A 14127-nucleotide genomic window follows, 5' to 3' on the forward strand; every position below is an offset into this window, starting at 1 on the left:
GGGGAGAGCCAGCCGCAGCTACGCTCGCGGCATCCTGGCTAGTTGTCAAACTTGCTCCCGTAGTAGCCGCCCAGTTGTTTTCCACCTTCGCCGAACGCAAGGCCCCCGACAACTGCCCCGACAAACATGCCAGGCGGGCCGAGGAGGGCGCCGCCAGCCATACCCACTAAGGCGCCGCCCGCGTAACCGCCACCGACGGTTCCGATGGCTTCACCCCAAGTCTTCCCTGGCGCAGCACCGTTCTGAACGTCTTGATAGGCCGCGACGAACTCCAGGACCGGCCCAGCGACAGTGAGCCCCTTACCCAATCCCGCGATCGTCTTTATCTCAGACGTAGACATGCGTTCCCATGGCAGCACATGTCTGTTGTCTGAAAATAGCCCGTCAGCTTGCTTCAACTCGCCGAGAGGCCCGGCAGCGGACGCGATGTCCTTCAGCGAAGCGCCCTGCGACATGGCCGTTGCTACGGAAGTGGCTGATTCCTTCGAGAGCCCCTGACTTTCGAGCCCCCGCACAGCTTCGCGGAGAGTCTCGCTGCGCGCGACGGATTCCTGCCGATCCATCCAGGCTGTAGCTTGGTCCGGAGACATCGGTGGCATCCACGAAGAGCCTGCTTCGAGTTGCTTCTGCCATTCTTGCCGGACTAGCGCGCGTCGTTGCGGATCAGAGCCGAGGATCGGATCGACAGGAAGCGTCCCGGGTATTCGTCGCGCCGTCTGGAAATCGTCTAGCCGTTCACCGGCCAGGCGCACAGCTGTCGGATCGGCCATTGGATCTTGAATCGTCGCATAGTCGCGTAATCGCGCCGCCGCGGCTATTTTCTCCGGCGTCATGGGGCCTGCGCTATTGACAAGCGCCTGATCGGCAGCCAGCTGCTGGAAGTTATAGTCCGCGGCCTCCCCACGGGCTGAATCCTGCGCGTTGACGCCGTCACCGTCAGCCGCGTCCACCGCGTCGGGGAGGTAGCCTTCGGCGCGCATGCTATCCATCGCGTTGGAAAGTTCGCCGGAGTAGGTATCGCGCGCAGCTCCGATGGCCTCAAGAGCATTGGCTATTTGTTGAATCGCCATATTCTTCAATGGCGCGAGGGCGTTCTGATCGAATAATGAGCCCGTTTGTGCGATAGCTGCGTCGATTGCACTGTCGATCTGACGGAGGCTGGCATCGAGCGTTTGGATGCTTTGGGCAGATGTTTGTTGCGTCTCGGCTAGCGACGCGGAAATGTTCGCCAAATCGATTGCGACACGTGCCAATTCTTCTTTGTCGAGATGAAGGGATGTAGTAGCCCGCTGTACCTCGGCCGAGTCGTTGATCGGATGACCGCCACCGTCGTCGCGGTCCCAAGCTTCTTCGAATCGCTCCTTGGCGGTATTGAACTCATCATCGGCGTCGGTCAAACAACTTCCAGCCTCATGAAAGGCCGTAGCGAGTTCGTTGATCTCACCAGGCGCTCCGGCCTGGATGGTGTCATCGAGCTGCCAGGGGTTACCACCTGCGGCGCTAGTCAGCTCCTGCAGGTCCAGATGTCGCAGTAGAGGTGGCATCGGAGGTCAAATGAGCCTGAGGCCTGCCTCACGTAAAGTGCCTGCCGCGTCTTCGTCCTGCCGCACGAAGACGGTAGCTGCCGTATGGGCCTTGTCCGCGAGCGCGTCGAGTGTCGACTGATGTCGGTGCATCGAGGCAACGTGGGCTTGGTGCGCGCGGTTTAGCGCGCTGGCGAATTCCTCCGCCTCAGCGAAGTCCCCGAACACCTTAGGCAGTAGCTGTACGGCCGCGAAACGATCGGCGCCGTGCTGCGTGACTGCACCCGCGCTCCGCGAGAACTCGGCGCCACACCGCAATACTTCACTATCGACAAACACTCGTCACCCCTCCCGCGTAACGGAAGCATACCGCGAAGCATTTGCCAGGTGTTGCACGATTTTGTCGTCGGGTGCTTGCCAGGTCGGTTCAACGGTGCGCACTCACGATCTTCGTTGACATCAACCGGACCAGCGCGACTGCGGCGTCGTGTGGGCGGGTATCAGGCGAGAGCGAATCGGTGAGCGTTACCTCTGTTTCGACGATGCAATCGTCCGCCAGGCCGAGTGCCCGCGCCGTTCGTACCGGGACCCCGGTAGGCGAGTTGGATGTCACAGTGTCGACCGCAGAGATCACGTTATCTGTTTCAGCGACATCCGTGATCTGGTGCGTGTACGTATATGTGCTGTCTGCCTTGGTCAACGTAATCCCGTCACACTCTCGCCATCGCTTCTGGAAAGTGGCGAACAGCGACTCAGCGTCCGAAGTCGTTGCCAGGGCTACCACCCCGAAGTTGCTTGTCGACCCGGAGTCATACGTGACGGCGCGGACAGGCGCACTGCCGTACGCCTGCTTCTCAAACGGGGAGACGATACCGATGCACTGGTCCTCTACGATCGCTCGGGATCCGGTGAAGGTATCACGGAGGTCGCTGCTGTCACCTACGAACGGTCGGCTGCTACCAGCGCCCGTTTCGTGGCCCAGGGCCGTCGAAAGCTCGCCAGCTGATGGCATCACTGACGACATCCACGCGTACTCGTCGGCTGTGCCCGTCGCTGTGGGGGGCGTCTGCTTGTCAGATACGCCTGCTTCTATTGGTGCTTCTGCACCGTTAGCTGGCGTCGCCGTTCCGCCAGTGTCTTGCGCACAACCGGCCGCCAAAACGCTTGTGGCCACAAGCACGGCGAGGATACTGGGGACGGGGGGTCGGTCGGGCGCCATGCAGGCAATTATCCAGCAGCCAGTGTTGGGCCATCTCTAGAACCGCCCACGCGACTCACTACCTATCGCCCAACTCGACGTAATCGTTGCGAGTCCGGCGAAATCGCGACGTTTACGTCGAATTCGGCGCTGGGCGCGGCTGGGTGGGCGGCTACCCGCCGAGGGTGCGCCAGAGGAACTCGTAGGTCAGCGCCGCCTTGAACGCGGCCTGCTTGTTGTCGGCCGCACCGCCGTGCCCGCCCTCGATGTTCTCGTAGTAGAGGACCCGATGCCCGGCGGACTCAAGCGCCGCGGTCATCTTCCTGGCATGCCCGGGATGTACCCGGTCGTCGCGGGTCGAGGTGGTGATCAGGATCGGTGGGTAGCGCCGGGTATCCGAAACATTCTGGTACGGCGAGTATTCCGACATGAACGCCCAATCCTCCGGATTGTCCGGATCGCCGTATTCGGCCACCCAGGACGCGCCGGCCAGCAGCAGGTGGTAGCGCTTCATGTCCAGTAGCGGAACGCTGCAGACCAGGGCACCGAACAGCTCGGGGTAACGGGTCAGCATGACGCCCATCAGCAGCCCGCCGTTGCTGCCGCCCGACGCCCCCAACTGTTCGACCGTGGTGATCCCGCGCCGTACCAGATCGGCGGCGACGGCCGCGAAGTCCTCGTAGACCAGGTGACGGTTCTCCCGCATCGCCCCGGTATGCCACCGCGGCCCGTACTCGCCGCCGCCGCGGATGTTGGCCACCACATAGGTGCCGCCTCGGGTCAGCCAGGACCGCCCGAGCCCGCCGGCATAGCTGGGCGTCAGCGAATTCTGGAAGCCGCCGTAGCCGTAGAGCCAGGTCGGAGCCGGTTGCTCGCGCTCCCCGACGACGAAGTACGGGATCGCCGTGCCGTCGGCGGAGGTGGCGAAATACTGGGTGACGCCGATACCGTCGGCGTCGAAGAACGTAGGCGCGGACTTGACCTGCTCCAGCGATCCGCCCGCGGTGCCGTGCAGGAGCCGCGACGGCGAGGTGAACCCGCTGGAGTCGTAGAAGACCTCGTCGCCGAACGGGTCGGTGTCGACCACGACCGTCTCATCCGATTCCGGGATTCCGGGTGCGTCGATGCGTTCCCAGGTGCCGGGGGTGACGATCTCGATGTGGCTGGCGACGTCGCGCCGGGTGACCAGGACCAGTTTGTCCCTGGTCCAGCTGGCCCCGGACAGGCAGCTGTGCTCGTCGGGGGCGTAGACGACGGCCAGCTCGCCGGTGCCGGAGAGAAAGTCGTCGAATCTGGTGGCCAGCAGGCTGCCCGCCGCATAGGTGACATCGCCGACCTGCCAGTCGCTTCGCAGCGAGATCAGCATCCATTCGCGATGCGTCGACGTCGTGGCATCCGTCGGAACGTCGATCAGGATCAGCTCACCGTCGCGCACCTCGTAGCGGATGCGGTTGTAGAAGTCGGTGTAGCGCCCGAGCCGGACGTGCTCATAGCCCGGGGTCCGGTCCACGCTGGCGATGACCCGGATATCGGTCGGTTCGGCGGTGAACACGGTCTCGGCGTGCTCCAGCGGCTCACCCCGGCGCCAGCGTTTCGCGATGCGCGGGTACCCCGATTCGGTCATCGACCCGGCACCGAAATCGGTGCACACCAGCAGGGTGTTCTCGTCCTCCCAGGACACCCCCGATTTGGCCTCGGGCAGCTCGAACCCGCCGACCACGAATTCCTTGGTCCGCATGTCGAATTCGCGGACCACCGCGGCGTCGGCGCCGCCGCGGGACAGGCTGATCAGGGCCAGCGAATGGTCGGGCTCGATGACGTCGGGACCGGCCCACACCCAGTTCTCACCCTCGACGCGGGCGAGCTCGTCCAGGTCGATGATGGTCTCCCAGTCCGGAACCTCGGTGCGGTAGCTGTCGAGTGTGGTGCGTCGCCACAACCCGCGCGGGTTGGCCTCGTCCCGCCAGAAGTTGTACAGGTGGTCCCCGCGCCGGCCCACGTAGGGGATGCGGTCGTCGGTGTCGAGCACGTCGAGCACGTCGGCGCGAAACTGTTCGAAACGCTCGCCGCCCAACTCGGCGACCGTCGTGTCGTTGCGCGCCCGCACCCATTCGAGCGCGTCCTCGCCGGTGATGTCTTCGAGCCAGAGATACGGGTCATCTACCACCAGACCATTGTGACCCGCGGGCGTACTGTGAACTGTGTTACACCGTATCCGAGCAGGTGAGAGGACAACATGATCAGTCGAGCCCTGATCACCGCGGCGGCCGCCGATCTGCTGGTCCGGCTGCAGGAACGGCACGGCGCGTTGATGTTTCACCAGTCCGGCGGCTGCTGCGACGGGTCGTCGCCGATGTGTTACCCGGACGGCGACTTCATCGTCGGGGACCGCGACATCCTGCTGGGGGTGCTCGACGTCGGGAGCACCGGCGTCCCGGTGTGGATCTCGGGGCCGCAGTTCGAGGCGTGGAAACACACCCAGCTGGTGATCGACGTCGTACCCGGCCGCGGCGGCGGCTTCAGCCTGGAAGCACCCGAAGGCATGCGTTTCCTGTCCAGGGGCCGCGCGTTCACCGACGCCGAGAACGCCGAACTGGCCGCCGAGGCATCCATCACCGGAGCTCAGTACGCCGACGGGGCCCGGCCGCCCGACACCGGGAGCCACATCGTCGCGGAAGCGGCCGATGCCTGTCCGGTGCCGACGCGGACGTAGCCCGGTCCGCACCCGTCACTGCAACGGCAGCTGCGCGAATATCTCCCCGGTCGGCTGCTCGGAACCGGTGCCGGGCTCGACGGTGAGCGCCAGCGTGTTCGCCACTCCGAGATCGTGGACGATGTCGGTGGTCGACGGGGCGACCGCGGCCGCGTCCAGCGTGCCCGCCGAGCGCGGTCGACCATTGTCGAGCAGCCACATCTGATACACGGTGTCGATCGCCGGCGGGGCGACGTTGTCGAATACCAGCACGGCCGCGTTGTGATCCCGGGAGTAGACGGCCGTCACCGTGCCTCCGGCCGGGATGGCTGAGCTGACCGAACGCACATCGGTGGCCCCGAGCACCTGCTCGGCAACCGAGGGCGGCGGCGGAGTCGGCCGCAGCGCGACACCCGCCCCGAACCCGGCCGCCACGATCACCGCGGCCGCGGCCGCCCCGACGGCGGCGGTGCGCCAGCGATTCCGTCGGGAGGACGGCGAACCGATCGCCGCAAGAATCCGGCCGCGCAGGGCCGTGGGGGGTTCGACCGCGGTGACCTCGGACAGCGTCGCCATGGTCTCCCGCACGGCCCGCACTTCCGCGGCGAACGCGTCGACCACCTCGCCGGGGGCGACGGCGATCCGGCGTTCGATGTCGGCACGCTCGCCGTCGGATACCGCATTCAGCGCATACGGTGTCGCCCACTCCATCAGGTCGGGTTCGCGGGGGGCGGTCATGCCGCACCCAGACAGTGCCGGAGATTGCGTAGTCCGTTGCGGATCCGCGACTTCACGGTGGTGAGGTTGATCGCGATCCGTTCCGACACCTGCGGGTAGGTGAGGCCGCGATAGTAGGCCAGTTCGATGCACCGGCGCTGGGCGTCGGACAGCGCGTCCAGGCATTCGGCCACCCGGCGGTGCTCCTCGGACAGCGCGGCCCGCTCCACCACGACATCGACGGGTGGCTCATTCGAGGTCAACGCGTATCGCGAGTCGCGGCGACGTGCGGCCTGCTCGGATCGCACCCGGTCGACGGCACGCCGGTGCGCCAAGGTGACCAGCCAGGCCAGCGCCGAGCCCGCCGATGGGTCAAACGCCCCCGCCCCGCGCCAGACCTGCAGGTAGACCTCCTGGGTGATCTCCTCGCTGTAACCGGGGTCGCGGATGATCTGACTGACCAGACCGAAAACCCGGGCCCTGGTCGTGTCGTACAACAGGGTGAACGCGGTGGAATCCTGACCGGCCACCCGCCGCAGCAGGCTGGCGAGGTCAGCATTCGACGGTCTCTCGGTCAACGCAGGTCAGCGCCTTCCAGGGTGAACTGACTCTTTTCCAGGGTGAACTGGACGACGTCCACCTGACCTCTGCGGAACAGGTCCGCGCATCCGGTCAGGTACTTCATATAGCGCTGATAAACCTCCTCGGACTGGATCTCGACCGCGCGCCGGTGGTTGGCCTCCAGCGCGGCCGCCCAGTGGTCCAACGTCGTCGCATAGTGCGGCTGCAGCGACTGTTCGCGGGTCAGCACGAATCCGGCGTCGGTGGCGCGCTCGTCGACCAACGGGGCTGAAGGCAGCTGCGAGCCCGGGAAGATCTCGGTGAGGAGGAACTTGATGAACCGCGCCAGGTCGAATGTGAGGGTGATACCCAGCCGTTTGGCCTCGCTCGGATGGAACCCGCAGATCGAGTGCAGCAACATCACCCCGTCGGATGGCATTACCCGGTGGGCCATTCGGAAGAACTCCGGATACCGGGTGTGGCCGAAGTGTTCGAACGCTCCGATGGAGACGATGCGATCGACCGGTTCATCGAATTCCTCCCAACCGGCCAGCAGCACCCGGCGCTGTCGGAGGCTGTCCATATCGTCGAACATCGTCTGCACATGTGCAGCCTGGTTCTTGGACAGGGTAAGCCCCACCACGTTGACGTCATAGCGTTCGACGGCGCGGCGCGCGGTGGCTCCCCACCCGCAGCCGATATCGAGCAACGTCATGCCTGGTTCGAGCCCGAGCTTGCCGAGGGCCAGGTCGATCTTGGCGAGCTGGGCCTGCTCCAGGGTCATATCGTCGCGTTCGAAATATGCACAGCTGTAGGTCTGGGTCGGGTCCAGGAACAGCCGGAAGAAATCGTCGGACAAGTCGTAGTGGGCTTGCACATCATCGAAGTGCGGGGTCAGCCTGGGCTGTGTCGAGCTGGTCATGGAAGGGTCCACCTTTCTGGACACGTGCGGTTGACCGTGCCGGTTCATCAGGTCCGCACAGATAATTCGGAGCCGACGGCGCCGCGGATCCTTTCCGCCGTGGATTCGCCGCAACGCGCGGCGGGGCAGCCTCCGGCCGGATCGCCCGATAGGAACCCGGCCGCGCCTATTAGGGTGGGAGCGTGACCCACTTTGACGTCGTCGTACTCGGAGCTGGCCCCGGCGGATATGTCGCGGCCATCCGCGCTGCCCAACTCGGCCTGAACACCGCCATCGTCGAACCGAAGTACTGGGGCGGGGTATGTCTGAACGTCGGGTGCATCCCCTCGAAGGCGCTGCTGCGCAATGCCGAGATCGCTCACATGTTCACCAAGGAAGCCAAGACCTTCGGGATCAGCGGCGAGGCCAGCTTCGACTACGGTGCGGCGTTCGACCGCAGCCGCAAGGTCGCCGACGGCCGGGTGGCCGGTGTGCACTTCCTGATGAAGAAGAACAAGATCACCGAGATCCACGGCTACGGCAAATTCACCGGGCCCAACAGCCTGGAGGTCGCGCTCAACGACGGCGGCACCGAGAAGGTGGAGTTCGACAACGCCATCATCGCCACCGGGTCCTCGACCCGGCTAGTGCCGGGCACCTCGCTGTCGGACAACGTGGTGACCTACGAGACTCAGATCCTCTCCCGCGAGCTGCCCTCCTCGATCATCATCGCCGGCGCAGGCGCGATCGGCATGGAGTTCGCCTACGTGCTGAAGAACTACGGCGTCGAGGTCACCATCGTCGAGTTCCTGCCCCGTGCGCTGCCCAACGAGGACGCCGAGGTGTCCAAGGAGATCGAGAAGCAGTACAAGAAGCTGGGCGTGAAGATCCTGACCGGCACCAAGGTCGAGACCATCTCCGATGAGGGGTCGGCGGTCAAGGTCACGGTCAGCAAGGACGGCAAGACCGAAGAACTCAAAGCCGACAAGGTGCTGCAGGCCATCGGCTTCGCCCCCAACGTCGAGGGTTTCGGGCTGGAGGCGGCCGGCGTCGCGCTGACGGAGCGCAAGGCCATCGGTATCGACGAGTACATGCGGACCAACGTTCCGCACATCTATGCGATCGGTGATGTCACGGCGCTGCTGCAACTCGCCCACGTGGCCGAGGCGCAGGGGGTTGTCGCGGCCGAGACCATCGGTGGTGCGGAGACGTTGCCGCTCGGTGACTATCGGATGATGCCGCGCGCCACGTTCTGTCAGCCGCAGGTGGCCAGCTTCGGGCTCACCGAGGAACAGGCCCGCGCCGAGGGCTACGACGTTAAGGTCGCCAAGTTCCCGTTCACCGCCAACGGCAAGGCGCACGGCCTGGCCGACCCGACCGGTTTCGTGAAGCTGATCGCCGACACCAAGTACGGCGAGCTGCTCGGCGGGCACCTGATCGGCCCCGACGTGTCGGAGCTGCTGCCCGAGCTGACCCTGGCCCAGAAGTGGGACCTGACGGTCAACGAACTGGCCCGCAACGTGCACACCCATCCGACCCTGTCGGAGGCGCTGCAGGAATGCTTCCACGGCCTGGCCGGCCACATGATCAACTTTTGAGAAACGAAATCGTCGCCGGCATAGCCGGATTGGTGGTCGGCCACATCTTGTGGCTGGCCGCCATCTCGTTGGCAACCGACAGCACCCACGTCAACCTGTGGGTGCTGGTGGTGGCCGCGGTGTCGTTCGTGGCGGGCGCGGTCGCCGGGTACTTCGGCTGGCGCAGGTACCAGCAGAAATCCCATACCTGGGCGGCGTTCCTGTGGCTGCTGCCGGTGTCGCCGGTGCTGTTCTCGCTGGGCGTGCTCGGGGTGACCTACCTATAAGGTTCCTTGGCGCATTCGCCGCGCCGTTTTCTACCCCTGGGCTGTTGATCGGCCGCGGTGACGACCCTCAGGTAGAAACCGGCGGCGATGTGAGGCCTAGTCCGGGAAGTCCAGCGGGATCCGCAACGTGGTCATCGTGGCGGCCAGGCCGTCGTATTGCCCTGCCAGCATGCAGAATTCGATCAGCTGCTGTTTGGTGAGCAGCGACGACAGGGCGGCCCAGGTCTCCGGTGTGACGGAGCGGGTGACGACGAACTCGTCGGTGGCGGTGATCAGCACCCGCTGACGGTCGGTCAGCCCTTCGGCGTCGGGACCTTCGAAGATGCGGGCCTGGGTCTTCTCGTCGACACCACGGCTGCGGGCCAGACGGCGGTGCTGCTGGAGTTCGTATTCACAGTCCCGCAGGTGCCCCACCCGCAGGATGACGAGTTCGGCGTCCTTGCGGGAGAGCTTGCCGAGCGGGCCGAGCAGGATGCCCGAATAGGGCAGCCAGGCCAGGAACAACAACTTGTGCTGGCCCAGCACGTTGAACAGTGCGAATCGCGGTGCCCGGATGGCCCTGGCCCCGAGCTTGGCGATGGCCCAGTTGATCGGTCCCAGCTCTTTGAATCCGCCTGGCGCGATGCGCGCGGGCTCCAGTGCACTCACCGAAACGAGTCTAACTACGACGGCCTCACCAGGTATGGCGACACCGTGGAGCGGTGCTCGTCGAGATCCAGCGCGCGCCCGAGCGCGGGGAACGCCCGCTGCGGGCAGTTGTCGCGTTCGCACACCCGGCAGCCGGAGCCGATCGGCGTGCTGACCTCACCGGAGAGGTCGAGGCCCTCGGAGTAGACCAGCCGCTGGGCATGGCGCAGTTCGCATCCGAGCCCGATCGCGAAGGTCTTGACCGGCTGCCCGTAGCGCGATGCGCGCCGCTCCACGGTGCGGGCCACCCACATGTAGTTGCGGCCGTCGGGCATCTGGGCGATCTGCACCAGGATCTTGCCCGGATTGCCGAACGTCTCGTAAACGTTCCACAGCGGGCAGGTGCCGCCGGACGACGAGAAGTGAAAGCCAGTGGCGGACTGGCGTTTCGACATGTTCCCGGCCCGGTCCACCCGCACGAAGGAGAGCGGGACGCCCCGCATCGAGGGGCGCTGCAACGTCGAGAGCCGATGTGCGACGGTCTCGTAACTGACCGCGTAGAACGCCGAGAGCCGCTCGACGTCGTAGCGGAAGTTCTCCGCCACATCGTGAAACTGCCGGTAGGGCAACACGGTTGCGGCCGCGAAGTAGTTGGCCAGGCCAAGGCGCGCCAGGGTGCGTGACTCGTCGCTGGTGAACATGCCCTCGTCGACCAGTTTGTCGATCAGATCGCCGAATTCGAGGTAGCCCAACTCGACGGCCATCTTGAACACCTGCTGTCCGGAGGAGAGGTGGTTGCCGATCTCCAGGGTCTTGGTGGCCGGATCGAAGCGGTGCAGCACGTTGTCGCCCAGATCGATCCGCCGCACGATGCGCACCCCGTGCACCATGGCCAGCCGCTCGGCCAGCTCACGAGACAACTCGGCGCGGTGCATCCGCATCCGGATGGTGAAATCCTCGGCGGCGGTGTCGAGTTCGTGCAGATAGTTCTGGCGCTGGTAGAAGTAGTCGCGGACCTCCTCGTGCGGCATGGAGATGGCCCCCGATCCGGAGCTGGAGCCGCTGCCGTCGGAGAACCGGTCCTCGGTGGCGGCCGCCAGCTGGGTGGTGGTCAGCCGGTAGCGCCGGTGCAGGTTGACCATCGCGCGGGCCAGATTGGGATGCGCGGCGACCATATCGGCGACCTCGCTGAGCTCGACCTCGACCCCGAGATCGCGGTCCATCGTCACCTCCCGCATCTCGGCCACCAGCCGGGTGTCGTCCTGGGAGGCGAAGAAGGTGGCGTCGACCCCGAACACCTCGGTGATGCGAAGCAGCACGGCGACGGTCAGCGGGCGTACGTCGTGTTCGATCTGATTGAGGTAGCTCGGCGAGATGTCCAACATCTGGGCCAGGGCCGCCTGGCTGAACCCACGCTCGCTGCGCAGTTGCCGCACCCGTGACCCGACGAAGGTTTTAGCCACGTCAACCAGCCTAACAACGCTGCAAAGCCGGACTTCGCATTCTTGGCAGATCGGTCATTGGGTCCGGGTGAGGAGGCCTGGCATGATCGGTCTGGGCGATCGATTGGGGAGATGACATGACGGGCACCGCTGCAAGGCCGACCATCGGGCTGAACAAGGCGATGATGCCGGTGCCGGATCCCCATCCCGACGTCTTCGACCGCGAATGGCCGTTGCGGGTCGGCGATATCGACCGGGTCGGCCGGTTGCGCTTCGACGCCGCGTGCCGCCACATCCAGGACATCGGCTCGGATCAGCTGCGCGAGCTGGGCTTCGAGGAGACCCACCCGCTGTGGATCGTGCGGCGCACCATGATCGACCTGATCCGGCCCGTCGAGTTCCAGGACATGCTGCGGATGCGGCGCTGGTGTTCGGGCACGTCCAACCGGTGGTGCGAGATGCGGGTCCGCATCGACGGCCGCAAGGGCGGCCTGCTCGAATCGGAGGCGTTCTGGATCAACATCAACCGCGAGACGCAGGGGCCGGCCCGGATCTCCGACGACTTCCTCGAGGGTCTGCGCCGCACCACCACCGAGACCCGGCTGCGCTGGAAGGCCTACCTGAAGGCCGGCGCCCGCGAGGACGCGCAGGAGATCCGCGAGTACCCGGTCCGGGTGTCGGATATCGACCTGTTCGACCACATGAACAATTCGATCTACTGGACGGTGATCGAGGACTACCTGTTCTCCCACCCCGAGCTTCTGGAGAAGCCGCTGCGAGTCACGATCGAGCATGACGCCGCGGTGGCGCTGGGGGAGAAGCTGGAGATCCTCTCGCACGTCCACCCGGCCGGTTCGACCGACAAATTCGGCGAAGAGCTCACCGACCGGGCTGTTAGAACGCTCACATACGCCGTCGGCGACGAGATGAAAGCCGTCGCCGCACTGTTCACGCTCTGACCCCCGCCGGTTTAACAGTACGGGCGTACTGACCTGCGCGAATTGGGTTACCGGCCGGTAGCTTCTGAACCGGTACAGCCATCATGTTTCTTCGCAACCTTTGCAAGTTAACGCCATCGTTTGGCGAAAGTTGGCAAGTGAAACGGGTGGACCTGCGGATATGCACTGTGCCATCGTCGGATTAGCAGAAGAGCAAAGCTGCCACGGCGTTAGCAAGCAACGATGCGTCGCGGTGGGCCACCAACCGAAGGAGCAGTCCTATGTCGACCGTGGGCACCCCCAAGTCGCCGGAGCAGATCCAGCACGACTGGGATCACAACCCCCGCTGGAAGGGCATCACCCGTACCTACAGCCCCGCCGACGTCGTGGCCCTGCAGGGTTCAGTCGTCGAGGAGGCCACCCTGGCCCGCCGCGGCGCCGAGGTGCTGTGGGAGCAGCTGCACGATCTGGACTTCGTCAACGCGCTGGGCGCGCTGACCGGCAACCAGGCCGTGCAGCAGGTGCGCGCCGGCCTGAAGGCCATCTACCTGTCGGGTTGGCAGGTTGCCGGCGACGCGAACCTGTCCGGCCACACCTACCCCGACCAGAGCCTCTACCCGGCCAACTCGGTCCCGCAGGTGGTGCGCCGGATCAACAACGCGCTGCTGCGTGCCGATCAGATCGCCAAGGTCGAAGGTGACACCTCGGTGGAGAACTGGCTGGCCCCGATCGTCGCCGACGGCGAGGCCGGCTTCGGTGGCGCGCTCAACGTCTACGAGCTGCAGAAGGCCATGATCGCCGCCGGTGTCGCCGGCTCGCACTGGGAGGACCAGCTGGCCTCGGAGAAGAAGTGCGGTCACCTCGGCGGCAAGGTGCTGATCCCGACCCAGCAGCACATCCGCACCCTGACCTCGGCCCGCCTGGCGGCCGACGTGGCCGACGTGCCGACCCTGGTCATCGCCCGCACCGACGCCGAGGCGGCCACCCTGATCACCTCCGATGTCGACGAGCGCGACCAGCCGTTCATCACCGGTGAGCGCACCAAGGAGGGCTTCTACCGGGTGCAGAACGGCCTGGAGCCCTGCATCGCCCGGGCCAAGGCCTACGCGCCGTACTCGGACCTGATCTGGATGGAGACCGGCACCCCGGACCTGGAGCTGGCCAAGAAGTTCGCCGAGGGCGTCAAGAGCGAATTCCCGGACCAGATGCTGTCCTACAACTGCTCGCCGTCGTTCAACTGGCGCAAGCACCTCGACGACGCGACGATCGCCAAGTTCCAGCGCGAGCTGGGCGCGATGGGCTTCAAGTTCCAGTTCATCACGCTGGCCGGCTTCCACGCCCTCAACTACTCGATGTTCGACCTGGCCCACGGCTACGCCCGCGAGCAGATGAAGGCCTACGTCGAGCTGCAGGAGCGCGAGTTCGCCGCCGAGGAGCGTGGCTACACCGCCACCAAGCATCAGCGCGAGGTCGGCGCGGGCTACTTCGACCGGATCGCCACCACCGTTGACCCGTCCAGCTCGACCACCGCGCTGACCGGCTCGACCGAAGAGGGCCAGTTCCACTAGATGTAACTCTTGGGGAGGTTGTGAACGGCGTGGCGGCGACGAACGGGTGAGGGCCTCCGGTATCGGTGTGGTTACCACACACACGCCGACCACCGA

At 65.5% G+C, this 14127-nt stretch carries 14 protein-coding genes; 5 read left to right on the forward strand and 9 right to left on the reverse strand.

What is annotated here, in order from left to right:
• Window positions 1-38: 38 nt before the first annotated feature.
• The 4 genes from ACWDTP_RS07075 to ACWDTP_RS07090 all read right to left on the reverse strand — a co-directional run bounded on the left by ACWDTP_RS07075 (window position 39) and on the right by ACWDTP_RS07090 (window position 4891).
• Window positions 39-1544, reverse strand: a complete 1506-nt coding sequence (locus ACWDTP_RS07075) for a putative alpha/beta hydrolase (protein ID WP_450017961.1) — start codon at window positions 1542-1544, stop codon at window positions 39-41.
• 6 nt (window positions 1545-1550) lie between these two features.
• Complete coding sequence (locus tag ACWDTP_RS07080) at window positions 1551-1862, reverse strand: DUF2563 family protein (protein ID WP_450017963.1); 312 nt, start codon at window positions 1860-1862, stop codon at window positions 1551-1553.
• Between the two features lie 88 nt (window positions 1863-1950).
• Complete coding sequence (locus ACWDTP_RS07085) at window positions 1951-2742, reverse strand: sensor domain-containing protein (protein WP_450017965.1); 792 nt, start codon at window positions 2740-2742, stop codon at window positions 1951-1953.
• Between the two features lie 151 nt (window positions 2743-2893).
• The gene (locus ACWDTP_RS07090) at window positions 2894-4891 is read right to left on the reverse strand and encodes a prolyl oligopeptidase family serine peptidase (RefSeq protein ID WP_450017990.1); all 1998 of its coding nucleotides are present in this window, start codon (window positions 4889-4891) and stop codon (window positions 2894-2896) included.
• 66 nt (window positions 4892-4957) lie between these two features.
• On the opposite strand from ACWDTP_RS07090, the gene ACWDTP_RS07095 reads away from it, so the two are divergent.
• The gene (locus tag ACWDTP_RS07095; RefSeq protein ID WP_450017967.1) at window positions 4958-5434 is read left to right on the forward strand and encodes a DUF779 domain-containing protein; all 477 of its coding nucleotides are present in this window, start codon (window positions 4958-4960) and stop codon (window positions 5432-5434) included.
• Between the two features lie 15 nt (window positions 5435-5449).
• Here ACWDTP_RS07095 and ACWDTP_RS07100 read toward each other — a convergent pair whose 3' ends face one another.
• Genes ACWDTP_RS07100 through ACWDTP_RS07110 form a run of 3 tightly spaced genes read right to left on the reverse strand, consistent with a single transcriptional unit; the run spans window position 5450 to window position 7613 of the window.
• The gene (locus tag ACWDTP_RS07100) at window positions 5450-6151 is read right to left on the reverse strand and encodes an anti-sigma factor (protein WP_450017969.1); all 702 of its coding nucleotides are present in this window, start codon (window positions 6149-6151) and stop codon (window positions 5450-5452) included.
• Window positions 6148-6708 carry an ECF RNA polymerase sigma factor SigK gene (gene sigK / locus ACWDTP_RS07105; RefSeq protein WP_450017971.1) on the reverse strand — a complete coding sequence of 187 codons (561 nt, stop codon included), beginning with the start codon at window positions 6706-6708 and terminating at the stop codon, window positions 6148-6150. The genes ACWDTP_RS07100 and sigK overlap by 4 nt, the downstream gene beginning before the upstream one ends.
• The gene (locus ACWDTP_RS07110; RefSeq protein ID WP_450017973.1) at window positions 6705-7613 is read right to left on the reverse strand and encodes a cyclopropane mycolic acid synthase family methyltransferase; all 909 of its coding nucleotides are present in this window, start codon (window positions 7611-7613) and stop codon (window positions 6705-6707) included. The genes sigK and ACWDTP_RS07110 overlap by 4 nt, the downstream gene beginning before the upstream one ends.
• 182 nt (window positions 7614-7795) lie before the next feature.
• On the opposite strand from ACWDTP_RS07110, the gene lpdA reads away from it, so the two are divergent.
• Both lpdA and ACWDTP_RS07120 read left to right on the forward strand, forming a co-directional pair.
• On the forward strand, window positions 7796-9190 hold the full coding sequence (lpdA, locus tag ACWDTP_RS07115) for a dihydrolipoyl dehydrogenase (RefSeq protein WP_450017975.1): 1395 nt from the start codon (window positions 7796-7798) through the stop codon (window positions 9188-9190).
• On the forward strand, window positions 9187-9456 hold the full coding sequence (locus ACWDTP_RS07120) for a hypothetical protein (RefSeq protein WP_450017977.1): 270 nt from the start codon (window positions 9187-9189) through the stop codon (window positions 9454-9456). Before lpdA ends, ACWDTP_RS07120 begins: the two co-directional genes overlap by 4 nt.
• A 96-nt stretch (window positions 9457-9552) precedes the next feature.
• On the opposite strand, the gene ACWDTP_RS07125 is transcribed toward ACWDTP_RS07120, so the two are convergent.
• Window positions 9553-10104, reverse strand: coding sequence for a carboxymuconolactone decarboxylase family protein (locus ACWDTP_RS07125; protein WP_450017979.1), 552 nt, complete (start codon window positions 10102-10104; stop codon window positions 9553-9555).
• Window positions 10105-10118: 14 nt separating this feature from the next.
• The gene (gene ramB / locus ACWDTP_RS07130; protein ID WP_450017981.1) at window positions 10119-11546 is read right to left on the reverse strand and encodes an acetate metabolism transcriptional regulator RamB; all 1428 of its coding nucleotides are present in this window, start codon (window positions 11544-11546) and stop codon (window positions 10119-10121) included.
• A 116-nt stretch (window positions 11547-11662) separates the two neighbouring features.
• Between ramB and ACWDTP_RS07135 the strand changes: the two genes are divergently transcribed.
• The gene (locus ACWDTP_RS07135; RefSeq protein WP_450017982.1) at window positions 11663-12484 is read left to right on the forward strand and encodes an acyl-ACP thioesterase domain-containing protein; all 822 of its coding nucleotides are present in this window, start codon (window positions 11663-11665) and stop codon (window positions 12482-12484) included.
• A gap of 260 nt (window positions 12485-12744) precedes the next feature.
• Window positions 12745-14031: an isocitrate lyase gene (aceA, locus tag ACWDTP_RS07140; RefSeq protein WP_450017984.1), complete on the forward strand. Its 1287-nt coding sequence runs from the start codon at window positions 12745-12747 to the stop codon at window positions 14029-14031.
• The last annotated feature ends 96 nt before the right edge of the window (window positions 14032-14127 follow it).

It is taken from the genome of Mycobacterium sp. NPDC003449 (assembly GCF_053588415.1).